Raw genomic sequence first — 17,995 nt, 5'->3', positions numbered from 1 at the left:
CCCCCGCAGGGACTCACGGTCCCTGCGGAGCTCGGAAACGGCAGGGACTCACGACAGGAAGACGAGCGCAGGGACTGAAAGGTTCACCGCTCGGGGAACGTCCCAGGGTGCGGACAGGGCGGGAGCAGTCTCCGCGAGAGGCCTGCGGAGGGACCGAAGGTGCGAGGGACCCGGAGTGAGGGTCTGAAGCAGTGCTGGTCCCTCTTGGTCCCTGCGCTTCAGTCCCTGACGTTTTCGCAGGTCACAGGCGTTATCCCCGTCCAGGGAGGGACTGTAGGGACTGAAAGTCGCAATTATGACGTAGACAAGACATGTGATGCGTATACGCGGGCGCGTATGTAACCCATGTTCTTGTACAGCTCATAATTGGCGAGTTCAGTCCCTACAGTCCCTCATCTGGGAGCTGCACGCTTCTGACCTGCGGAAATGCCCAGGGACTCAACAGGGTCCCTGGCCCCTGTCGGCCCCTTGGTTCTGGTCCCTGGAGTGCTTCGGCCCCTGCGACGGCCCATGAACCCCGTTGCAGGGGCCTTGCTTATATGACAATCATCAGTCCCTTCAGCCCCTAGGGTGGGAGCCCGGCCGGTCCCTGCCCTGCTCGGAGGGACCAGGCGCCTCTCCGGCACAGGGACCGACGCCGACGTGCGTACCGAAGACTCACCACGGGAGGGACCCAGGGACTCAAGGGACCAGGAAAACTGATAGAAACGGCACGCGGCCCAGAACAGACCCACTTTTCGGACGATGAGCTCTAGACTCTCTTTCGCACTAGAGTCCCTTCGGTCCCTGATGGCGCGTCACTGCCAGCCAGGTGCCCGTGCAGTGAGCGAACGACGAGACGTGACGAGGACGATCCCCGTGCCGCGCGAAGGTGAGAACCGCGAAAGTGCTGCCCGAGTCGGGCCCGTGGCTCCGCATGCCGTCGCACGGTGGTGCGCCGCTCAGGGCTGGCCGGTCCACCCCCTGGCCCCCGGGCGCAAGACGCCTGCCGGGAACTGTCCGGACTGCCGCACGCACCGGCACGACCCCACCACCTGCCCCTGCCTTCCCGCGGGCCGTCCCTGCCACGGCTTCCACGCGGCCACCACCGACCAGGACCGCATCGACCGCTGGTGGAGCGAGAAGCCCTCGGCGGGAGTCGGCGTCGCCTGTGCCCCCGCGCAGCTGGTCGTCATCGACATCGATGCCCACGCGGCCCCGGTGGCCGACCGGTCGCGGCTGCTGCCCGGAATCCCCATCCCCGAGCAGGTGAGCCTCGCCGGGCTGGCTTCGGGTTTCGACACGCTGGGCCTGCTGGCCGCGTACCGGGGCGCCCCCGACCCTGCCTCCGACGAGACGACGCTACGGGTGCGCACGCCTTCCGGGGGTCTGCACGTCTGGTACCTCAACCCCGACCCCGCCACACGGTTCCGCTGCTCCACCGGGTCCGGGCGGAACGCGGCGCTGGCCTGGCAGGTCGACGTCCGTGCCGACGGGGGCTACATCGTGGCGCCCGGGACCCGGACACCGAAAGGCGTCTACCGGGCCGAAGGCCCGGCCCGGCTCCCGGCGCCCCTGCCGGACTGGCTCAGGGACGAACTGGCCCGCACCGGACATGTGACGGCTCCGCGGCCCGTCACGGCCTTCTGCGCGCCTTCCAGCCCCCCGGGTGAGGATTCTCCTTCCCGGCGGCCCACAAACGCCTCAGAAGCCCCTACAGCCCCTCTCAGGGGCGTGCGGACCGTCCGGGGGGAGGCCGGTGCGCTCCGGATCCTCGATCCACTGATCCAGCAGGTCGCTGGGTGCGCCGCGGCGCGCGAGGGGACGAGCTTCACGGAGAAGCTCAACCGGGCGGCCTACACCGCGGGCGGGCTGGTGGGTGCCGGGCACCTCGAACACACGGCCGTCCGTGACCGGCTCGTCAGGGTCGCCCAGTACGCCCGCCCCTGGCAGCAGGCCAGGAACGAAACGATCGTCGATGACGCCCTTGCCGCTGGGTCCGCCCGCCCTCTCCACCTCAAAGGACGTCCATGAGCAGCAGTGCCGGAAGCTCACCGCGCTTCGACCCGCAGGCTGCCGCTCAGCAGATGCTCGACCTGGAGGCGGCCGCCCCGGCCGGAGCTGCGCTGCTGCCCGCCCAGACGGCCCCCGAGGCCGTGTCAGGGGTGTCCCCGCTCCCGCCGCCGGGGGCCTTCGGGACGCCGTCCCTGCCGCCGTCGCTGTCGGACCGGGGAAACGCGCGGCTCTTCGTGCAGATGCACCGCGACCAGTTCCGGCACGTGGAGGGGCTGGGCTGGTTCGCCTGGGACGGCTACCGCTGGAAGCGCACCGGGGGCGAGAAGGCCGCGCTGTGGGCGGCGGGGGAGATGGCGGAGGAGATGCCGGACACCGACCCGCGCGGCATCTTCAGCAACCGTGAGATCGCCCAGCACAAGCGCCGCACCCTGTCCACCACCGGCATGAAGGCACTGCTCACCCAGGCGAAGGCGTCTCCCGACCTGTCGGTGGACCCGGACTGCCTCGACGGGGACCCGTACGCCCTGTGCACGCCGGCGGGCGTGGTCGATCTGCACAACGGCCACCTGCGCAAGGCAGACCCCACCCGCGACTTCCACTCCCGGGCGACGAGCGTGGCCCCGCAGCGCATGGACACGCCCCGCTGGCACCGATTCCTCGCGGACACCTTCGGCAGCGATCCCGAGGGTGAGGAGATGATCGACTTCCTGCACCTGCTGCTGGGGTACTCGATCACCGGTGACGTGGGTGCCCAGGTGCTCCCGTTCCTGCACGGCGAGGGCAAGAACGGCAAGTCCGTCCTGCTGGACATCATGATCCAGATCCTCGGCGACTACGCCGACGCCGCCCCGCCCGGCTTCCTCATGGACCGCGGGGCGTTCTCGGAGCACTCGACCGAGCTGACCGAACTGCACGGCCGCCGACTGGTGGTGTGCAGCGAGCTGAAGCCGAACGACAAGTTCGACGAGGCCCGGGTGCGGCTGCTGACCGGCGGCGACAAGATCAAGGCCCGCCGGATGCGGCAGGACTACTTCTCCTTCACGCCCACCCATCACCTCTGGCTGCTGGGCAACCACCGTCCGGAGGTCTCCACGGGCGGTTTCGCCTTCTGGCGCCGTATCCGCCTGCTGCCCTTCACCCGGACCGTCCCGGCCGAACGCAGGATCGACAACCTCGCCTTCGAACTCGTGCGGGACGAGGGCCCCGGCATCCTGCACTGGCTCATCGAGGGCGCCCAGCGCTACCTGGCCACCCGCGACCCGCTGGAAGGGCCCGACCGCGTCCGCATCGCCACCACCGCCTACGCCACCACCGAGGACCACATCGGCCGCTTCCTCGCCGAGTGCTGCACCCGGGACGGCGAGGCCGGCCGGGACCTGCGGGTCGAGCAGGGCCTGCTGTACACCGAGTACAGCTCCTGGTGCAACGCGGGGGAGGGCATCAGGCCCGCGACGCCGAGGGCCTTCGCCAACCGGGTCCGCCAGGAGGTCGGAGTGGCCTCGCCCGCCGACATGATCAAGTCGAACGGACGCAAGTACTACCCGGGTATCGCTCTGCTGGAGCACCCGTGAGGGGGCCCGGAGTTCGGCCGTACTCAGCGGTCGGCCTGCACCCGGCCCCGCGGGCGCTCTACGATGGAGGGCAGGTCCCGCATGCGGTGGCTCCCACCGGAGGCCCCGCCGCTGGCCGGAGCGCGGGCCGGAGCGACATGTTCACATGCCTGGCCACGTCCCCCTTGGTGGGGAGCACGCCGACGAAGGAGGGGCTGCAGCCATGAGCTCGCTACTGACCGAGAGCGACCTCATCCACGAGGAAGAGGTGGTGTGGCTGGAGAACCCCGAAAAGCTGGACTATGTCCGCCAGGCACTGGACAAGACCAAGCGCCGCAACACCAAGCCGCCCTACGCCCGGGACGGACGCATGGTGGGCTACGCACTGCTCGACGAGCAGGCCTCGCCCGACCCCGACAGCGGCCTGTACAAGCGCCGGGTGTTCTTCCTGCTGCCGCACGACCGGGACAGCCTGCCCGACGGCCTCTACCGTGAGGGAGCCCCCGGCGAGGCCGTCGACCCCCGCACCATCGCGCCGAAGAAGCCGGGCGCGAAGACGCCCCGGTCGCAGTGCGGTTCGCTGCCGATAGCGACATCGGCGTCCTGAGCCGCCGCTCCCGGCGCGGGGGAGCGCCGGCTCAGGAGAAGTACACGAGGACGCGGCCGGAGTTCCCCGTGTCGACCTCACGACGGACGTAGAGCTTGCGGATGTGCTGCTGGTCCAGGAAGGCCAGCACCCGTGCCCGGAGCCGCCCCGACCCCTTGCCGGGGATGATCTCCGCGACCGGGACGCCGGCGTGCGAGGCCCGGAAGAGGAACTGACGCATCGCGAGTTCGATGTCCCGGTTGTTGCGGAACACCGGGTGCAGGTCGAGCGTCATCATCGGGAGCCCTCCTCCGGGCAGCGGGGCGTGTCGGCAGCGGTGGTGCCGGCCCTACAGGCTACGGTCCTCGCCACCCGCCGTCTCCCGCACGAAGGCGAGCACCGCTTCGGTGAACCGCTCGGGTTCCTCGATGTGTCCCATGTGACCGCTCTCCTCCAGAACGAGCAGCCGCGAGTCGGGGATCAGGTCGTCCAGTTCCCGGCCCCAGCGCAGACCGCAGATGACGTCGTGCCGCCCCACCACGACCAGCGCGGGCACCGCCAGTCCCTTCAGGGCGACGCGGTCGTCGATGACATCGGGGGAGAGGTCCTCGTCCAGGCCCGAGATGAACGTGGCCCGGATCGCGTCCCTGAACGGGGCCAGCTTCTCCTCGTTCTCCCAGTAGTGGGCGAAGTAGGAGGGCAGTACGCCCCGGGCCACCGCCACGGTGTCCTCGTCGGTGGCCATACCGGACATCGCGCCGAAGGCCGCCAGGACGGCCGGCAGTCCGGGGTGACCGGCGTGCCGGGCGGCGAACTGCTCGACCATGCGGCCCGCCTCCGCCCCGTGCTCGGGGCCGGTGACCGGTGCCCCCTCGTACAGGACGACACCCGCGAGCCGCTGGGCGCGGTGCAGCGCGTGATAGGCGGCGACGAACGCACCGTGCGAGTGACCGAGCAGATGAACCTCGGGTACGTCCAGGCGGTTGATCAGCACTTCCAGGAAGCGGCTGTAACGGTCCCGGGTGTAGCCGTGCGGGTGCGAGGGGAGGCGGCCGGACTCACCGGTGCCGATCGGTTCGACGTACACCATGGTCAGGTGCTCTTCCAGCGCGGGCATCCGCAGGTACTCCCAGTGGATGCCGGGACCGCCGGGATGGGCGAGGACCACCGGGCCGCTGCCGTAGACGTGGTAGCGCTGGGTGACGCCGCCCACCTCGAAGGAGTGGGTGCCGGGGGCCAGCGGGCCGGAGGCGGCTTCCTGGGCGTGATTCGAACCGGGGGTGATGCTCATGGCGTTCTCCGCATCGAGTGAGGGTGTGTGCTGACACCGACACGACGCAGGGGGTGGTCAAGAGTTCGATGACGTGGCCGTGATCCACGTCACGTCGTCGGGCGCGAGGCCGCCGGGATGGAGGCTGGGCGGGCTATTACGCCGTAATAGGGAACAGCGGGTCAGGGGGTGAGAGACGCTGAGGGGGCCCACGAAGGGCGGTAGTGGCCGCGCGCCAGGGCTATTACGGCGTAATAGGGTCCGGCGGTGTCGCGACGACGGGGTCCCGCGCGCTGCGGCCTATTACGCCGTAATAGACCGCGGCGGACCGCCGACCCGCAGGCGTCTATTACGGCGTAATAGGTGAGGAGGCGAGAGGCGCCGAGGTTCCGCTGCCGAGGGGACGGCTCAGGCCGCTCGGAGTTCCCGGCGGGCGGCGGGCCGCGTCGCGTGGTAGAGGCGCAGCTCGCCGATACGACCGCCTTCCAGGCTCATGATCCAGGCGACCCCGGGCGGGCAGTGGTCAGGGGCGTCCGGCGGATTGACCAGGTCCATCTCCCACACCACGAGCGACCGGCCCGCGACGACGTGCCGGGGGCGCTGGCGGACCCCGGCGGACAGATCGGAGTCCATGCCCACCAGCATCAGCCCGACTCCGCCGAGCCGGTGCCCGCCGCTGAGCAGGGACAGCTCGGGGGAGTAGCGGTCCCTGACCACCTTGTCGAACTCTCCCCGTTCGGCGGCGGCGAGCGTGTCGTGCGCCTCCCGCCAGCTGGCCTCGGTACGGCGTGCGGTGTCCTCATGGGCGGAGGCGGAGGTGTCCGCGAGGGTCTGGGCGAGCAGCGCGCGCGCCTGGTGCAGCCGGCTGCGGACCGTGCCGACCGGGACCGCGCAGGCCTCCGCGATCTGCTGGTACGAGGTCACCCCGGAGGAGAAGTAGCGGAGCACCACCGGCAGCCGCAACGCCGGGGACAGCTTCTCCACGGCCTCCCAGATCCAGTCCCGCAGGGCGTGCCGGTCCAGCAGCTGCTCGGGGGAGGCGCCGTCGGGAGGCAGGGGGACCTCGTCCACGGGCTCGGTGCGCCGGGACTCACGCAGCAGGGACCGGCAGGCGTTGCGCACCACCATGCGCAGCCACGGTCCCACGGCCTGCGGGTCGCGGATGTCGGCGACACGGCGGAGCGCGACCAGCGCCGTTTCCTGCATCACGTCGTCGACATCAGGCCCGGGACCCAGCAGGCTCAGAGCCACCGCGCGCATGCCCGGACGGTGGCGCTCCAGCAGGGCGGCGAGAGCCGGGGCGTCTCCCTGCTGCGCCGCACGGGTCAGTATCGCGTCCTCGGCCCGCGCGGCGTCCCTCAGTGTCGTCTCCATGTTCCGCCCTCCGGCCCGGCCGCTGCTGACCCCGAGGGTACCCAAGGCGAGCAGCGACCAGTTATGTGTGAGGGCGCCGGCCGGGCGACATGTGTGTGTGACTCGGCCAGAACAGTGACGTGGCTCATAACAGGTGGGGTGCTGACGAGTTCCTGAAAGGTGTTCGACATGCTGGGAACATGGCCTCACCGAACAACCCCACCTCGCGAGGGCGTCACCGGGCCCCGACAGCGGGCGATCAGATCCTCGCCACGCTGTCCCGGGCCGGCGGACGTCTGCCGCTCGCGGCCGCCGCCCTGGTCGTCGCGGCCACCGTCACCGGCTGCGGGGCGACCGCGACAGGAGCGGCCCACGACGCCTCGGCGGCCGCCGCGGGGAACTCCCCGGCAGCCGCGCCCTCCGCACGGGACGAGGCGCGCCCGATGTCCGGCGTCGACAACGCCGCTCCCGAACTGCCCACGCAGCTCCCCGGATTGGGACCCAGGACGCTGTCACAGATCCCGGCGGAGACCCGCCAGGTCGTCCTGGTCACCGGCCAGGGCAAGAACTCCAACCGCTCCGGGGTCGTGCTGTACCAGCGCACCGCCGACGGCTGGAAGGCGGGCGCGACCTGGGCGGCGCACAACGCGCTCAAGGGCTGGACCGACGAACACCACCAGGGTGATCTCCGGTCGCCCATCGGGGTGTTCACCCTCAGCGACGCCGGAGGCAGGCTGTCCGACCCCGGCGCCAAGCTGCCGTACACCCGCTCCGCGTCCGGGTACACGGTCGGCGGACTGGGCTTCAACGGCGAACCCCTCGCCGGGGCCTTCGACTACGTCATCGCCATCGACTACAACCACCAGAAGGGCACGACACCGCTGGACTGGACGCGCCCCCTCGGTGCGGACCGGGGCGGTGGCATCTGGCTGCACGTCGACCACGGCGGTCCCACCCACGGGTGCGTCAGCATCGCCAAGCGGCACATGAAGGAGTTGCTGCGCACCCTCGACCCGGCCCTGCATCCGGTGGTCGTGATGGGAGACGCCGCGTCGCTCAGGAGGTGAGGCTCCGCGGCTGCCAGACAGCGTGCTCGGCCACCAGCTCACGCAGGGCGCGCAGTTGGCGGAACATGCCCATGCCGAGGGCGGCGACGACGCGGCCGTCGCGGACCCGTACGGCGGTGAACTTCCGCTGCCGCGGGTCCCCGTCGACGACGTGTGTCTCGCCGGGACCACGGGCGAGACCGTGGACCTGGAGCCGCAGACCGTACTGGTCCGACCAGACGTAGGGCACCGTGCGGAAGCCGGACGCGGCCCCCGGACCGGCCAGGATGTTCGCGGCGACGTGCCGCCCCTGTTCGGTGGCGTTGGTACGGTGCTCGATCCGCAGCCGCGTACCGGAGTCGGGGTCCTGCCAGGAGGCCACGTCCCCGGCGGCCCACACGTCGTGCCCGGCGTACAGGGTGCCGTCGCACTCGACACCGTCGCCCAGCGGCAGGCCGCTGCCGGCCAGCCACTCGGTGTTCGGTCGGGCGCCGACGCCGAGCAGCACGGCGTCGGCGCGGATCTCGCTCCTGACGCCCTGCCGGTCCGTGGTCACGCCCGTGACGCGCCCCTGTCCGGTGAGCAGGCCGGTGACCCGCGTGTCCGTGAGGAGACGGACGCCGTGCTCGCGGTGCAGCGAGGCCAGCATGTCCGCGGCGTCCGGTCCGACGACGTCCGCCAGCGGAGCTTCCCCGGTGGTGATCAGGGTGACGTCGCAGTCCAGCGACCGGGCGACCGAGGCCGCCTCCGCGCCGACGAAACCGCCGCCCACGACCACCAGGCGCGGCCGGCCGGCCAGTGCGGTCCGCAGCGCCAGCGCGTCGTCGAGCGTGCGCAGTACGTGCACCCCGGCCACCCCGCCCGCTCCGGGCAGGGTCCGCGCCCGGGCACCGGTGGCCACGACGAGGCTGTCGTACGGCACGTCGGTCCCGTCGGCCAGCCGGACCCGGTGGGCGGTCACGTCCAGGGCGCTCGCCGCCACGCCCAGCCGGAGCCGTACGTCCAGTTCGGTGTACGCCTCTTCGGGGCGCAGCAGGAGCCGCTCGGCCGGCCAGTCACCGGCCAGCAACTGCTTCGACACCGGCGGCCGGTCGTAGGGCGGACGGGGTTCGTCCCCGACCAGGGTGAGCGGGCCGTCGTACCCCGACTGCCGCAGCGCCTCGGCGGCGGTCAGGCCCGCCGCCGAGGCGCCGACGACGACCACCCCGGCGGACGGTGTCACGCCTGGACCTCGATGGCGGCGGCCGGGCAGACGGCGACCGCCTCGCGTACGGCGTCGTGCTGGTCCTCGGCCGGCCGTGCGGTGAGGAGGACGACGACGCCGTCCTCGTCGCGCTGGTCGAAGACCTCGGGCGCGACCAGGACGCACTGACCGGCGCCGCAGCACTTGTCCTCGTCGATGGTGATGTTCATGTCGCTCCTGTCATCGGGGAGTTGGGGTCGGGGGGAAGGCCGGCGGGCAGGCCCGGTCACCAGGTGAGGGGCAGTTCGCGTACGCCGTAGACCACCGCCGCGGTGCGGAAGGGGATCTCCTCGAGCGGGCGGTCGAGCCGCAGGCGCGGGAAGCGGCGCAGCAGGGCCGGGTAGGCCTCCTGGAGTTCCACGCGGGCGAGGTTCTGGCCGAGGCACTGGTGGGGGCCCGAGCCGAAGGCCATGTGCTGCCGGCTGGAGCGGGTGACGTCGAGGCGGTCGGGGGCTTCGAAGACCGACGGGTCGCGGTTGGCGGCCTCGCTCACGCACAGGATGCCGTCGCCCGCCGCGATGCGGACCCCGCCGATCTCGATGTCCTCCAGCGCCACCCGGCGGCGTCCCATGTGGGTGATGGTCAGGTAGCGCAGCATCTCCTCGACGGCGTCCGCCACTTGGCGGGCGTCACCGTCACGGACGGCGGCCAGCTGGTCCGGGTGCTGGAGGAAGGCGCAGGTGCCCAGCGCGATCATGTTGGCGGTGGTCTCGTGCCCGGCGACCAGCAGCAGCCGGGCCTCGTTGGCGCACTCGTCCTCGGTGCCGAGTCCGGTGGCCAGTTGTTCGGTGGCCATGCGGCTGAGCAGGTCGTCCCCGGGCCGCTCTGCCTTGCGCAGGATGAGGCCGCGCAGGTAGTCGACCAGTTCCTGGGAGGCGGCGACGGCGGCCTGTGGTGTGCTGCGGGTGTCGATGATCGCGGCGCTGGCCCGCTGGAAGAAGTCGTGGTCCTCGTAGGGGACGCCGAGCAGCTCGCAGATGACGAGCGAGGGCAGGGGGAGGGCGAAGGCGGTGACGAGGTCGGCGGGCGGTCCCTGGCGTTCCATCGCGTCGAGGAGGTCGCCGATGATCCGCCGGATGCGCGGGCGCAGCCGCTCGGTGGCCTTTACGGTGAAATTGCCCGTGTACAGGCGCCGTCGTTCGTTGTGCTCGGGCTCGTCCATGGTGATGAAGGCCCGGTGACGTGCGCGGATGGCGTCGCTGCCCGCGCTCATGCTGGGGTAGCCGGGCCGGGTGTTGTCGGCGCTGACACGGGGGTCGCGCAGCAGGGCGACCTGGTCGGCGTGGCGGGTCACCAGCCAGGCGCTCGCGCCGTTCCAGAGGGTCACCCGGGAGATGGGGGCGCTGTCCAGCAGGGCCGTCACCGACGGGGGAGGGTCGAAGGGGCAGCCGGGGGCGCGCTCGGCGGGCCAGGGGGCGGCTGCGGGGAGGGGGGAGAGGGCTGGACTGGGAACGGATGCTGCCTTGGTCATGACTGATCCTCGGCTTCCGGGCGTGTGCCTGATGGGAGTGGCGATGGAAGTGGGGGCGCCGGGGCGCACGTTACGACGCGACTGCCGTCCGCGGAAGAGAGATCCGTGTATAGGGCATGCTTTTCGCCATTCCCGGCTGATGGAACACACACATGTTTCCCCGTCCGTGGCCGCGGGGAGTGCGCGGCCACGGACGGGCGTACCCGGGGGAGGGACGGGCCCCCGGGGGTCTCCGGGCAGGGACGGCCGGGACCGTCAGGTGACGGGCGGCAGGTTCGGTCCGGTCGTACCGAGCTGCTCGGCGGCGACCACCGGCGGCACCGGCCAGGTGACGCCCTCGGGCGGCCAGCTCTGCCCCGTTGCCTTCAGGAAGTCCGCGGGCGGCTCGTACAGCGGCGGCTGGGTGCCGTCGGGGATCATCGAGGCCCACTTGACGCCCTCGGTGCGGCCCTTGAACTCCTGCTTCATCGCGTCGAGCCGGTCGGGCTGCTCGATGAGGTCGACGGCGCCCGCCGCGAGGTAGCGGGCGGCCGACAGCATCGCCTGGTGCCCGATGTTGGTGGCCGCCGTCGCGGTGACACCCCAGTTGTGGTTGGGCAGACCGGGCGGATACGCGGCGGACAGCAGCACCGCGGTGGGAGCCTGCCAGCTGATGTCGGCGGTGTCCGTGGCCAGCCCGCCGGTGTAGGCGGCGGCCGGCGGAGCGAGCGGCACCAGGTCGGTGGGCATGCCCACCTCCGGGCGGCCGAGCGACTTCTGCACGGCCTTCGCCAGGGTGTGGTCGGCGTCGGTGAACTTCGGCGCGCCGATCTGCTGCATGTTGTCGTACAGCAGCTCGGCGCCGGCCTTGTTCGCCAGCAGGTTCCAGGTCGCCGAGTGGAACTTGTGCACCAGCCGGGTCTGGCTGGCCTGCGCGGCGGCCTTCGCGCACTCCACGATCTTGTCGTAGAGCACCTGGGCGCGCGCCGGGCTGCCCTCGCGGACGAAGAACCAGATGGAGCACATGTCCGGGGTCACGTTCGGGGCGCCGCCGCCGTTGATCACGGCGTAGTGGAACCGTCCCGAGGGCGCGACGTTCTTCTCCCGCAGGTACTCGGACATGGTCGCCATCAGCAGCGCGCCGTCGAGACCGCTCTTGTTGCCGAGCGGGGTGCCGCCGTGACCGGAGGCGCCGAGGAAGGTGAACGTGGCCGATATCAGTGCACTGGTGGTGTTCCAGAACGGGGTCGTGATGTTGAACGGGTGCCAGTCGAGGAACGCGTCGAGACCGTCGTAGACGCCCTCCTTCACGGCGTACGCCTTGCCGACGAGCTGCTCCTCTCCGGCGCTGCCGAACAGCTTCACGGTCGCCTTCAGCCCGTGCGCCCGGATGGCCTGCGCGACCGCGATGGCGGCGGCCGTACCGCCCGCGCCCAGCGCGTTGTGGGCGTCACCGTGCCCGGCGCCGTACGACGGGCCGTAGGCGTCGTAGTTGTAGACGAGCGGGTCGTGGCTGGCCACGCCCTTCTTCTGCGACAGCCCCGGAAGCGCGTCGTACTCGGCGTTGAAGCCCAGCACCGGGCCGCCGTTGCCGTAGGTGGCGACGAACGCGGTCGGGAAGCCCGCCGAACCCCATTCGACCGTGAAGCCGTTGGCCTTGAGCAGGTTGGCGGTGGCGAGGGAGGACTTCCACTCGCGCAGCGACAGCTCCGCGTACTTCCAGACGTCGTCGTTCAGCTTCGTGACGGCACCCTGGTTGGCGTCGATCCAGCCGAGCGCGGTCTGCTTGGCCGCGGTGTTCCTCGCCAGGCCCTTGGGCGCCCGGTAGGTCGTCGGGGACACCCCGGTCTTCTCGTCGTAGCCGAGGGTCGCGGCGAGCACCGGGTCGCCCTGGAGCAGGGCGGCCGTGGTCGCGGTGGCACCCAGTCCGAACATCTTCAGCAGGCGCCGGCGGCCCGGGTGGAGGTCGTCGTTCACGTCAGTCTCGTTCCTCGGAGGATGAGGGAGGAAGGGCCTGGGGCGGCCCACGACAGTGCTGCCAGGCGTGTCCGAAGCAAACATGTGTCCCAACGGAGTGCACACCTGGGCAGACTGACGGAGTGTAACGTGTCGACGCGTCAGATATGTGTCTCGTTTCCGGCGAGGACCGGGTCCGGCATTCCCGTATGAGGACCGCGTTCGGCCGTCCCCTATTACGCCGTAATAGGGGAGCCGTCAGGGGAAGTGCCGGTCACTGCCGTTCCCGTCTCCGCGCCTTCCCCCTCCCCGTCGGTGGCCGCCGCTGTGAGGACGGCCCCGGGATCGACGACCATGGCGACGACGCTGAGCGGGTTCAGATACAACTGCTCGTCGGCGGCAAGCAGACCGGCCAGTTCCTGCACCGGGATGGTGCTGGTCGCGAACTGACTCGCGGCCTGCAACTGCTCACCGGAGGTGAAGACGGGGACAACCGCTGTGCCGTCGGGTGTCCGAGTCCGCAGCGGGGTGCCGTCGGGTGCCAGCCAGATGCCCACGATCGTGCCGGCCAACCGCTGCGGGACATCCTCCGGAGGCCCCCAGCCGGTGGAGGACAACTGCACGGCTTCGTCCACGGGATCGGTCGGTTGGGGCCATCCCAGCGCCAGCGGCGAGGGACGGTACTCCTCGTTCTCCCGCCACTCCACCACTTCGCCCTCGGGGCTGGAACGGTACTCGCCTGCCACGGTCCAGCGCGGTGGCGCACCCTCACCGCGCCAGCCGGGGTCGACGAGGCCGAGCCAGTGATCGGGTGCGGCCTTGGCGGCTTCACGGAGCTCGTCGGGGACGGTGGAGAGTGGGTCGAACTCGTGCTGCTCAGGTCGGGTCGGGTCGCTCATTTTCTTCCGTTCTGAGAGGAACCAGTCTGCTGCGGGCGGAATGTTTCCCATCGGCCTCCGTCGGTGGAATCAACTGCAAAATCAGTCCACACCGCGGTTGACGGAGCATAAACTGTCTGGCCGGTGATTTCAGCTACTTCTTGGGCGACTGAAATTTCCACCCCTTCCCTGGTTTCGCCGCTGCGGCAGCTCAGGAGAACGATAGGTCGAGGATGGCTCTCGAAACTCGCCCGTCGCCGCAGCCATTGGCCTAGGGTCTGACCGTCGACATGTGCGCGCCCGTTCGGGGTCGGCAGTGCGACACCCCCGACGCGACCGTGCGTCACCAGGTAATAAGGAATCACGGACGGCATGCCCCAGGGAACGGGAGTGGTGGCAACCTGACCGTCTTCGGAGACTTCTTCCGTGCCGTCTTCGGTGCTTCTGGCGTATTCTCTGACCTTGGAAACGTCGGAGAAATGGGATCTGATCCTACCCCATTCCTCCCGGGAGAATATCGCCCTTCCTGTTTGGATGTAATTTTCATCCGTCAATGTGTAGGACGGAATTTCGGAGGAATCTACGGACCCTCCTTCGATGGTTGACAGTGTGTGGACTTCGGGGAACCCCGTGGTGTCTCCGAGGCGTGCTATCTGGGCGTCCAGGTCGGTCGGCAGGGAGCGCAGCCAGCGGCCGCCTTCACCGTCGGTGCGCCGGTGGAGGAGCACGTGTGTCACGGGCTTATGAGCGAGGCTGCTGGGGCCGCTGTTGCCGGTTGTGACGAGAGCCAGTTCCCCATCGGTGGCCCACACTGTTCTCTCCGTCAAGTGCGCCAGCATGCGGGGCAGGTGCATCTCGCCGGCAGCTGCGTTCGGAACGAGCAGTACCACAGGCACATGGGGCGGAGTGCTGTTGATCGCCGTCTCTGAGGACACGAGGCGGGCGAACTCGTGGATGGCGAGTGTCCGGCTGCCGCCCGTGGTCATCACGGAGACGCCCCCTGGTGCGAGATCCGCGGCGATGAGGAGTGGTTGGACGCTGCCCCAAGGAGCGGGGCGTTCCTGGCCTTCCACCGGTATGACGGAGGGAAGATGATCCCCGGCATGCGTGATGAACATGTCGATCCGAGGTGCGGATGCCTGGGGGGACAGATGTCCGGCACCGTCGTGCCGGTAGTCCAGACCCACTGACATCGAGCCGACTTCGGCCGGGAAAAGCAGATTCCGATAGGGCCTCAGCGCGAGTGTCGCCGGCTCGGCCGCGGCGGAACCGGACCGGGCGTGACCCCGGATGGGCCCGGCGACGGTTCGGTGCGGGGGGAGTGGTTGCCCGGGGTGACCGATTCCGGGACGGGGCGCCGCTTGCCGGGGACGGTAGGTGAACCAGTAGCCCTCTTGGTCGCCATGGCCCTCGACCAGGCTCAAGGCGTTGGACACCTTGGACCAAGGCGCGTGCACCGTGCGACCGGTGACATCAGCCACTCGCTGGGCAACGCTGTTCAACGGGTTCTCTGCGTCGTAACCGCTGAAACACGCGGCGAGAACGATCGAAGCGTACGGTCGCTGCGAGATCAACGGCACCTGGGCGAGCAAGCGGCCCACTTGCTCCCCGGGCATGGGCAGGATGGTGCCTGTGCGGGTGGGCAATTTGAGCACCCCCATGTCTCCATGAGTCACGAAGAAGTACGGGGTGGATTGCTCACCCGCCCGCACCCAGGGCAGAGCGCGGTACGGCGCGTTCGGGCGGGCGCGTACGGCTCCGCGGCCCTGCTCGGTGAGGTATCCCTCACCTGTCCGGTAGGTCGTCACCCTGTTCAGCTCACGCAGTTCCTCCTCGAAAAGAGGCCAATCCTCCGCTGTGTCGACGGCCTGACCGATGGGTTCTCCGCGTTCGTTGATGAGCGTGTGAGTCAGGAGGGCCGAGGCGGGAACGGTCTCTCCGGTGGTGGCCGTCAGATGAATGCGCTCGGGTTGGTCGGCGAACGAGTTGAGAGCGCCCGGTCGACTGACGATCCAACGGCTTACGGCGATGCCGGCCGGTTCATGCTGCACAATCCAGGTAGTCGCTGCTCCTCGCCCGTTTTCCTTCAAAAGCGCGACTGGTCCGTCGCTGGCCCATACATCTCTGCCGGTATGGGCTGCCAAAATGCGAGGCAACTCGATCCGTCCCGCCGCAGCATACGGCATCACGAGAACTACAGGAGCGCCTGCTGGAAACCCGTGATACTCAATGACCTTGCGCACGTGCCTGGAAAAATTCTCGAAAGATATCTCTGTCGGTCCACTGAGAGAGGTTACTGCCACGCCGAAGGAAGATCTGTCAGCGATTACCATTATGGGCGCAACGTCACCCCACGGGGACGCCGCTCCCCTAATGCCTTGGCGTACCTCGTTAGGTAGCTGGGGCGTATTGTAGTGAAGGAACCTCTCGGTAATTGGTGGATCGATCGCAGTCGCCAATCGGCCGTCACCTCCGTAACGGTAGTCAACGCCTGTGATCAGCTCACCGTGGCTGACCACCCATTGACTCATGACTGCTGAACGGGAAATTTCTTCGAAAGTTGGTGGGCGCTCTGCAAAAGCAAAAGCCGAGGTCTCAAGCGAGTGTGGGACACCAGGAGAGGTCGCCGATCGGCTATGGGCCCAGGAGCCTTGCGGTGCAGTGACACCTGGCTGTTCCTGTGGAGAGGTCTCTTCGGCTGCCGTGTGCTTGAGTTGCTGCGGCTGGGACCGTGACGTGCCTCGGGCGTGGCCCTCTCTCTCACCGCTGTGGGTTTCAGGTGACGGGGAAATGGGAGTTTCGGCCTGCGGACGTTGGGCGTGGGGGCGGAAGGTGTGCCAACTGCCCTCTTCCACGATGGAAGCATCGTGAGCGACCCTGCCCGATGGAGCGTATACGGTACGGCCGGTGATGTCGGCAACCTGTTGCGCGATAACTGTTCCGTCCTGCCCCGGCGCTGCGACGCTGCAGACGAGAAGAACGATTTCCCGATCCTGATCGAGCTGAAGGCTGGGGCGCCTTTTCAGTAGATTGCCGATCCCTGGGCCGGTCAGTTCATGTTTGCGGCCCTGTGAGTCATAAGCCCAGACATTCTGGCGCGTACCGTGACTGGCGAAGAAGTAAGGAGGTTTCTGTCGGCTTGTGTTCACCCAGGGGAGAGGGAAATGAGGGTCTATTGCTTCGATCGTTCCGTTCTGCGTGGACTTGCCGTAGTGGTATGTCGATTGGCGTCCATAATTAACAGAGTCCGATACTCGATCAAGCCACTCCGAGGTCGAGAATGTGGCCCGCCCGAGGTGGTGGCCGTTTTCGTCGACGAGGGTATAGGTCGTCAGATCGTTTTCCTGTACGTGCCCGCCCAGTGTGGAAAGTTGGTGGCGGGGTTCGCCGTGGGTGTTGTGGGCGGCGATGGTGCGGGGCAGGTGCATGCCGCCGGCGGCGGCGTGGGGGATGAGCAGGACGATCGGTCCGGTGGGGTGCTGCTGGAGGGCGGGGGTGGTCGCGAGGTGGTCGGCGAACTGTTCGGCGGTGTACGTGCGCAGGCCGTGGGGGGTGTTCATGGTGACGCGGCCAGCAGTGAGGTTTGCTGCGATGACGAAGGGGGGCATGCCGGAACGCTGCCAAAGTCCGACGGCTCCGCGCGCGTCAGGTTGCGCCTCGGGCGGGACCGGGCCGGTGAGGACCGTGTATCCCGTTGTGATCAGCCTGCGCAGTGAAGCGATCATGTGGCCGCGCTCGTCGTGCCGGTAGTCCAGCCCCGTCACGGACAGGTTGTGATCGAAGACGGCCTGGCTGTAGGGCTGGGCGGCGAGGTGGTGATCGGTGGAGGCTCCGGATCGGCTCGGGCTGGGGCCGTCGTTGCCGGTTGCGGGCATGGGGTCGTCCCCGGAGGGAGCTGAGTTGATGTGGTAGCGGACGTTGTTCGGGTGTGCGGGGGGCTGTGGCAGTGCTCGGGGGCGCGGGGGCCCTGCGGGGCGGGGGCGGGACGAGTGGGGTTGTTGGTGCTCGGACTGGGGGCGGAAGGTCCGCCAGCCTTCGTGGTGTGCTGTTTCCAGGTCTGGTGTCGTGGCGCCCCAGGGGGCGTGGACGGTGCGTCCGGTGATGTCGGCGACCTGTTGCGCGATGACTGTTCCGTCGGGTGCGGGGGCTGCGGTGTTGCAGGAGACGAGGACGATTTCCCGGTCGCGGTCGAATTGCAGGCTGGGCCGTCGCTTCAGGAGATTGCCGAGTCCCTCTCCCGTCAGTGAGTGGGTGTTGCCGCGTGAGTCGTGTACAGGGACGCGGTTGTAGCTCCCATGAGCCATGTAGAAGTAGGGCGCGGATCGCCGGCCGGTGGTCGCCCAGGGAAGTTGGACCTGGGGGACGTTCATGATGTCCAGGCCCTGCCTGCCGTCGGCTGAGTAGATGATCCTGGCAGGCGCGTAGTGGGTTCGGAGGGCGAGCGCTGAAGAGCCCGGCTCTCTGATGAGCCAGTCGGTGGGTGTCAGGTGGGCTCGTCCGAGGTGGCGGCCGTTCTGGTCGATGATGGTGTAGCTGGTCAGGTCGGAGGCCTGTACGTGCCCGCCCAGTGTGCGGAGTTGGTGGTGGGGTTCGCCGTGGGTGTTGTTGGTGAGGATGTTGGGGGTGCTGGCGAGCCAGCGGCTGGGGGGTGTGTTGGTGTCGGGTTGG

The 17,995-nt window shown here is 69.3% G+C and carries 13 protein-coding genes; 4 read left to right on the top strand and 9 right to left on the bottom strand.

Features of this window, described 5'->3' with window-relative positions; translation table 11 throughout:
• Positions 1-906: 906 nt before the first annotated feature.
• The 3 genes from IG64_RS33480 (at position 907) to IG64_RS33470 (ending at position 4,152) form a co-directional block, all read left to right on the top strand.
• Positions 907-2,013 (top strand): bifunctional DNA primase/polymerase, encoded by a 1,107-nt coding sequence (locus IG64_RS33480; protein ID WP_037863291.1) that lies wholly within the window; start codon positions 907-909, stop codon positions 2,011-2,013.
• Positions 2,010-3,566 carry a DNA primase family protein gene (locus IG64_RS33475; protein WP_037863290.1) on the top strand — a complete coding sequence of 519 codons (1,557 nt, stop codon included), beginning with the start codon at positions 2,010-2,012 and terminating at the stop codon, positions 3,564-3,566. The genes IG64_RS33480 and IG64_RS33475 overlap by 4 nt, the downstream gene beginning before the upstream one ends.
• A 202-nt stretch (positions 3,567-3,768) precedes the next feature.
• Entirely contained in the window at positions 3,769-4,152 is a 384-nt protein-coding gene (locus IG64_RS33470; protein WP_037863289.1) for a DUF6009 family protein, read from the top strand.
• 31 nt (positions 4,153-4,183) lie between these two features.
• Here IG64_RS33470 and IG64_RS33465 read toward each other — a convergent pair whose 3' ends face one another.
• The 3 genes from IG64_RS33465 to IG64_RS33455 all read right to left on the bottom strand — a co-directional run bounded on the left by IG64_RS33465 (position 4,184) and on the right by IG64_RS33455 (position 6,775).
• A complete protein-coding gene (locus IG64_RS33465) occupies positions 4,184-4,429 on the bottom strand; it encodes a Smr/MutS family protein (RefSeq protein ID WP_037863288.1) in 246 nt (81 codons plus the stop codon).
• A 51-nt stretch (positions 4,430-4,480) separates the two neighbouring features.
• Positions 4,481-5,422 carry an alpha/beta fold hydrolase gene (locus IG64_RS33460; RefSeq protein ID WP_037863286.1) on the bottom strand — a complete coding sequence of 314 codons (942 nt, stop codon included), beginning with the start codon at positions 5,420-5,422 and terminating at the stop codon, positions 4,481-4,483.
• 387 nt (positions 5,423-5,809) lie between these two features.
• Positions 5,810-6,775, bottom strand: a complete 966-nt coding sequence (locus tag IG64_RS33455) for an RNA polymerase sigma factor (RefSeq protein ID WP_037863285.1) — start codon at positions 6,773-6,775, stop codon at positions 5,810-5,812.
• A 179-nt stretch (positions 6,776-6,954) separates the two neighbouring features.
• Between IG64_RS33455 and IG64_RS33450 the strand changes: the two genes are divergently transcribed.
• Positions 6,955-7,821, top strand: a complete 867-nt coding sequence (locus IG64_RS33450) for a L,D-transpeptidase family protein (RefSeq protein ID WP_037863283.1) — start codon at positions 6,955-6,957, stop codon at positions 7,819-7,821.
• Here the strand turns inward: IG64_RS33450 and IG64_RS33445 are convergent.
• The 6 genes from IG64_RS33445 to IG64_RS41350 all read right to left on the bottom strand — a co-directional run bounded on the left by IG64_RS33445 (position 7,811) and on the right by IG64_RS41350 (position 17,202).
• The gene (locus IG64_RS33445; RefSeq protein WP_037863281.1) at positions 7,811-9,022 is read right to left on the bottom strand and encodes an NAD(P)/FAD-dependent oxidoreductase; all 1,212 of its coding nucleotides are present in this window, start codon (positions 9,020-9,022) and stop codon (positions 7,811-7,813) included. The genes IG64_RS33450 and IG64_RS33445 overlap by 11 nt on opposite strands.
• A complete protein-coding gene (locus IG64_RS33440; protein ID WP_037863279.1) occupies positions 9,019-9,213 on the bottom strand; it encodes a ferredoxin in 195 nt (64 codons plus the stop codon). Before IG64_RS33440 ends, IG64_RS33445 begins: the two co-directional genes overlap by 4 nt.
• A 56-nt stretch (positions 9,214-9,269) precedes the next feature.
• The gene (locus IG64_RS33435; protein ID WP_037863277.1) at positions 9,270-10,514 is read right to left on the bottom strand and encodes a cytochrome P450; all 1,245 of its coding nucleotides are present in this window, start codon (positions 10,512-10,514) and stop codon (positions 9,270-9,272) included.
• A 255-nt stretch (positions 10,515-10,769) separates the two neighbouring features.
• A complete protein-coding gene (locus tag IG64_RS33430) occupies positions 10,770-12,470 on the bottom strand; it encodes an amidohydrolase (RefSeq protein ID WP_037863275.1) in 1,701 nt (566 codons plus the stop codon).
• Between the two features lie 215 nt (positions 12,471-12,685).
• Positions 12,686-13,348, bottom strand: coding sequence for a type VII secretion system-associated protein (locus IG64_RS33425; RefSeq protein ID WP_037863273.1), 663 nt, complete (start codon positions 13,346-13,348; stop codon positions 12,686-12,688).
• Entirely contained in the window at positions 13,345-17,202 is a 3,858-nt protein-coding gene (locus IG64_RS41350; protein WP_234438693.1) for a hypothetical protein, read from the bottom strand. Before IG64_RS41350 ends, IG64_RS33425 begins: the two co-directional genes overlap by 4 nt.
• Positions 17,203-17,995: the final 793 nt, after the last annotated feature.

The organism is Streptomyces sp. NRRL S-340, assembly GCF_000720185.1.
Taxonomy (GTDB): domain Bacteria; phylum Actinomycetota; class Actinomycetes; order Streptomycetales; family Streptomycetaceae; genus Streptomyces.
The sequence above is the reverse complement of the archived record's forward strand: the minus strand, read 5'-3'. Positions and strand labels throughout refer to the sequence as shown.

Excerpts from the sequence above, each read along its gene's own strand:
- IG64_RS33450 (WP_037863283.1), top strand. The coding sequence starts at position 6,955 with ATGGCCTCACCGAACAACCCCACCTCGCGAGGGCGTCACCGGGCCCCG.
- IG64_RS33440 (WP_037863279.1), bottom strand. The coding sequence starts at position 9,213 with ATGAACATCACCATCGACGAGGACAAGTGCTGCGGCGCCGGTCAGTGC.
- IG64_RS33460 (WP_037863286.1), bottom strand. The coding sequence starts at position 5,422 with ATGAGCATCACCCCCGGTTCGAATCACGCCCAGGAAGCCGCCTCCGGC.
- IG64_RS33470 (WP_037863289.1), top strand. The coding sequence starts at position 3,769 with ATGAGCTCGCTACTGACCGAGAGCGACCTCATCCACGAGGAAGAGGTG.
- IG64_RS33475 (WP_037863290.1), top strand. The coding sequence starts at position 2,010 with ATGAGCAGCAGTGCCGGAAGCTCACCGCGCTTCGACCCGCAGGCTGCC.
- IG64_RS33455 (WP_037863285.1), bottom strand. The coding sequence starts at position 6,775 with ATGGAGACGACACTGAGGGACGCCGCGCGGGCCGAGGACGCGATACTG.
- IG64_RS33465 (WP_037863288.1), bottom strand. The coding sequence starts at position 4,429 with ATGATGACGCTCGACCTGCACCCGGTGTTCCGCAACAACCGGGACATC.
- IG64_RS33435 (WP_037863277.1), bottom strand. The coding sequence starts at position 10,514 with ATGACCAAGGCAGCATCCGTTCCCAGTCCAGCCCTCTCCCCCCTCCCC.
- IG64_RS33425 (WP_037863273.1), bottom strand. The coding sequence starts at position 13,348 with ATGAGCGACCCGACCCGACCTGAGCAGCACGAGTTCGACCCACTCTCC.
- IG64_RS41350 (WP_234438693.1), bottom strand. The coding sequence starts at position 17,202 with ATGCCCGCAACCGGCAACGACGGCCCCAGCCCGAGCCGATCCGGAGCC.